Annotated in this window: 4 protein-coding genes; all 4 read left to right on the forward strand. The window is 67.3% G+C overall.

The features are described from left to right. On the forward strand, positions 1–963 hold a 963-nt coding region (locus tag FJM51_RS23030), incomplete at its 5' end, for an ABC transporter ATP-binding protein (protein WP_140456432.1). 90 nt (positions 964–1,053) lie between these two features. After that, positions 1,054–2,187, forward strand: coding sequence for an extracellular solute-binding protein (locus tag FJM51_RS23035; RefSeq protein WP_140456433.1), 1,134 nt, complete (start codon positions 1,054–1,056; stop codon positions 2,185–2,187). A gap of 61 nt (positions 2,188–2,248) precedes the next feature. After that, positions 2,249–3,517, forward strand: coding sequence for an ABC transporter permease (locus FJM51_RS23040; RefSeq protein ID WP_140456434.1), 1,269 nt, complete (start codon positions 2,249–2,251; stop codon positions 3,515–3,517). 8 nt (positions 3,518–3,525) lie between these two features. After that, positions 3,526–4,346, forward strand: an 821-nt coding sequence (locus FJM51_RS23045; protein ID WP_233713244.1) for an ABC transporter permease, incomplete at its 3' end; no start/stop codon positions are given.

Below are 4,346 nucleotides of genomic sequence, written 5' to 3' on the forward strand. Positions count from 1 at the left end.
TCGGGCAAGACGACCTGCCTGATGATGCTGGCGGGGTTCGAGACGGCGACGCACGGGGAGATCCTGCTGGCGGGGCGGCCGATCAACAACATCCCGCCGCACAAGCGCGGGATCGGGATGGTGTTCCAGAACTACGCGCTGTTCCCGCACATGACGATCGGCGAGAACCTCGCCTTCCCGCTGCAGGTGCGCAAGCTCGGCAAGCCGGAGATCGAGGCGAAGGTGAAGCGCGCGCTCGACATGGTGCAGATGGGCGCCTTCGGCGGGCGGCGTCCGGCGCAGCTCTCGGGCGGGCAGCAGCAGCGCGTCGCGCTCGCCCGCGCGCTGGTGTTCGAGCCGGAGCTCGTGCTGATGGACGAGCCCTTGGGCGCGCTCGACAAGCAGCTGCGCGAGCACATGCAGTTCGAGATCACCCGGCTCGCGCACAATCTGGGCATCACCACGGTCTACGTGACCCACGACCAGACCGAGGCGCTGACGATGTCGGACCGGGTCGCGGTGTTCAACGACGGCCGAATCCAGCAGCTCGCGCCGCCCGAGGATCTCTACGAGCGGCCGGACAACAATTTCGTCGCGCAGTTCATCGGCGAGAACAACACGCTGCGCGGCAAGGTCGAATCGATCGCCGGCGACCGCTGCGTGGTGCGCCTCGCCGACGGCTCGGTGATCGACGCGCTGCCGGTCAACGTGACCAGGGCCGGCGACGAGACCGTGGTCTCGATCCGGCCCGAGCGGGTGGAGTTCCGGTCCGAGCGCATGCCCGCGGACGGCCACAAGCTCGAGGCCGAGGTGCTCGAGTTCATCTACATGGGCGACACGTTCCGCACCCGGCTCCGGGTCGCGGGCAACGACAATTTCATCATGAAATGCCGCAATGCCTCGGACCAGCAGCGCTTCGCCCCGGGCGAGCGCGTGACCATCGGCTGGGACCCGACCGACTGCCGCGCCCTCGACGCCGCCTGATCCCCGGCCCGCCCGGCGCGCCCGCGTTCCGGGCGCGCCGGGCGGCCGGTGTCGACTGACCCCGCACCGGACCGAACGACGGAGAACCCAATGACATTGAGACACCTTCTGGCCGCCGCCGCCTTCTCGGGCCTCGCGGCCGGCACCGGCGCCCTCGCCGCCGACGGGCCGGAGCCCTGCGAGGGCTGCGCCGATTCCATGACCGTGGTGTCCTGGGGCGGCGCCTACCAGACCTCGCAGCAGAAGGCCTATTCCGAGCCCTACGCCGAGGCGACCGGGACGAAATTCACCTGGGACGAGAGCTCGAACGAGGCGGTGGCGAAGCTGCGCGCGCAGTTCGAGGCCGGCAACGTCACCTGGGACCTCGTCGACGTCGAGGGGCCGGACAGCCAGCGCCTCTGCGACGAGGGGCTGGCGATGGAGATCGATTTCGACGAGGTCCTGGCGAAGGGCGACGACGGCTCCTCGCCGAAGGACGACTTCGGCGACACGCTGATCAACGAGTGCTTCATCCCGCAGATCGTGTTCTCGACGACCTTCGGCTACCGCACCGACGTCGCGGCCTGGAACGGCAAGGTGCCGACCTCGGTCTGCGACGTGTTCGACCTCGAGACCTTCCCGGGCAAGCGCGCGCTCGAGAAGCGGCCGAAGAAGAACCTCGAATGGGCGCTGCTCTGCGACGGCGTCGCCAAGGAAGATCTCTACGACGTGCTCTCGACCCCGGAGGGCGTCGATCGCGCGCTCGCGAAGCTCGCCACGATCAAGGACCAGACCGTGTGGTGGTCCGCGGGCGCCGAGACGCCGCAGCTGCTCGCCGACAAGGAGGTGGTGATCGGCTCGACCTACAACGGCCGCCTCTTCTCGGTCATCGCGGAGCAGAAGCAGCCGGTGGCGATGCTCTGGGATTACGAGGTCTTCGACTTCGACGGCTGGATCGTCCCGGCCGACCTGCCCGAGGACCGCAAGGCGCGGGTGCTGAACTTCCTGAAGTTCGCGACCGATACCCAGCGGCTCGCCGACCAGGCGAAGTACATCGCCTATGGCCCGGCGCGCGCCTCGTCGCAGCCGCTGGTCTCGACCCATGCCGATCTCGGGATCGAGATGGCGCCCTACATGCCGACGAACCCGGACAACATGAAGAACTACCTCGTCAACAACATCGAATGGTGGGCCGACCACCAGGACGAGGTCGAGGCGAAGTTCCAGGCCTGGCTGGCCCAGTAGGGGCCGGCGCGTCCCGGGCGCGACGGCGCGCCCGGGCACCCCATCGCGAGGACGAGGAAAGATGACCGAGGCCACCACCCCCGCCGGCGAGATGCTGGCCGCCGACGGTACCCCGCTCAAGGCCAGCCTGCGGCGCGCGCTGCGCGCGCAGAAGACGCGGGCGCTGATGCTGGTGGCGCCGCTGCTGATATTCGTGCTCGTGAGCTTCCTGCTGCCGATCGGCGACATGCTGTTCCGCTCGGTCGAGAACGACATCGTTCCCAACACGCTGCCGAAGACCGTGGTGGCGCTCCGGGACTGGGACGCGAGCGGCGACGAACTGCCGGGCGAGCCGGTCTACGCCGCGCTCTACGACGATCTGAGCGTCGCGGTGAAGGAGAAGACCAACACCCGGCTCGGCCAGCGGCTGAACTACGAGAATTCCGGCATGTCCTCGCTGATGCGCGGCGTCATGCGCGACCTGCGCAAGATGGACCCGAGCCAGCCGCTGAAGCCGCAGTTCATCGACGGCGACGCGAAATGGGGCGACATCGGCACCTGGCGCACGATCGAGACCTTCTCGGGCAAGTTCACCTCCGGCTACATCCTGAACGCGGTCGACCTGCAGCGGGTGCCGGACGGGATCGCGGTGAAGCCCGAGAGCCAGCGCGTCTACGTGAAGCTGTTCCTCAGGACCTTCGTCATGAGCCTCGCGATCACGCTCACCTGCTTCGTGCTCGGCTATCCGATCGCCTTCCTGCTCGCCAACCTGCCGCTCCGGACCTCGAACCTGCTGATGATCCTGGTGCTGCTGCCGTTCTGGACCTCGCTGCTCGTGCGCACCGCCTCCTGGAAGGTGCTGCTGCAGAACCAGGGCGTGATCAACGACGTGCTGGTCTGGCTCGGCGTGATCGACAACGCGCACCGGCTCGCGCTCATCAACAACGCCACCGGCACGATCATCACCATGACGCACATCCTGCTGCCCTTCATGATCCTGCCGCTCTTCTCGGTGATGAAGGGGATCAAGCCGACCTATGTGCGCGCGGCCAAGTCGCTCGGCGCCAACGACTGGACCGCGTTCTGGCGGGTCTACTTCCCGCAGTCGGTCCCGGGCGTCGGCGCCGGCGCGATCCTCGTCTTCATCCTCGCGATCGGCTACTACATCACCCCCGAACTCGTCGGCGGCACCACCGGCGTCTTCATCTCGAACCGGATCGCCTATCACATCTCGACATCGCTGAACTGGGGGCTCGCCGCCGCGCTCGCGACGCTGCTCCTCATCGTGGTCCTCGCGCTCTACTGGACCTACGACAGGATCGTCGGCATCGACAACGTCAAGCTCGGGTGACACGGATCATGGCCCTTCCCGCCTATGCCTCCACCGGTCAGCGTCTGTGGCACTGGAGTTTCCGTGCCATCTGCGTCGCGATCTTCTTCTTCCTGATCATGCCGATCCTCGTGATCGTGCCGCTGAGCTTCAACGCGGAGAACTTCTTCACCTTCACGCCCCAGATGCTGTCGCTCGACCCGGCCGGCTTCTCGACGCGGCACTACCAGGACTTCTTCACCAATCCCGACTGGCAGGCCGCGCTCTGGAACTCGGTGCGCATCGCCCCGGTCGCGACGGTGATCGCCGTCAGCCTCGGCACGCTCGCCGCGGTCGGGCTGAGCCAGAGCCACGTTCCGGGGCGCGGCGTGATCATGGCGGTGCTGATCTCGCCGATGATCGTGCCCACGATCATCTCGGCGGCGGGCATGTACTTCTTCTATTCCCGCCTCGGGCTGCAGGGCACCTACTGGGGCGTCGTGCTCGCCCACGCCGTGCTCGGCATCCCCTTCGTCATCATCACCGTCACCGCGACCCTCGTCGGCTTCGACCGAAGTCTCACCCGCGCCTCCGCGAGCCTCGGCGCCGATCCGGTGCGCACCTTCTTCAAGGTGCAGATGCCGCTCATCCTGCCCGGCGTGATCTCGGGCGCGCTCTTCGCCTTCATCACCTCCTTCGACGAGGTCGTCGTCGTGCTTTTCGTCGGATCCGCCTCGCAGAAGACGCTGCCCTGGCAGATGTTCATCGGCCTGCGCGAGCAGATCTCCCCCACCATCCTCGCCGTCGCAACCGTCCTCATCGCCATCTCCGTCCTCCTCCTCGTCACCCTCGAACTCCTCCGGAGACGCTC

Source organism: Amaricoccus solimangrovi (assembly GCF_006385685.1).
GTDB classification, from domain to species: Bacteria; Pseudomonadota; Alphaproteobacteria; order Rhodobacterales; family Rhodobacteraceae; genus Amaricoccus; species Amaricoccus solimangrovi.

What these genes read in the sequence shown, in the direction of transcription:
- FJM51_RS23035 (WP_140456433.1), top strand. Translation starts at nt 1,054, where the DNA reads ATGACATTGAGACACCTTCTGGCCGCCGCCGCCTTCTCGGGCCTCGCG.
- FJM51_RS23040 (WP_140456434.1), top strand. Translation starts at nt 2,249, where the DNA reads ATGACCGAGGCCACCACCCCCGCCGGCGAGATGCTGGCCGCCGACGGT.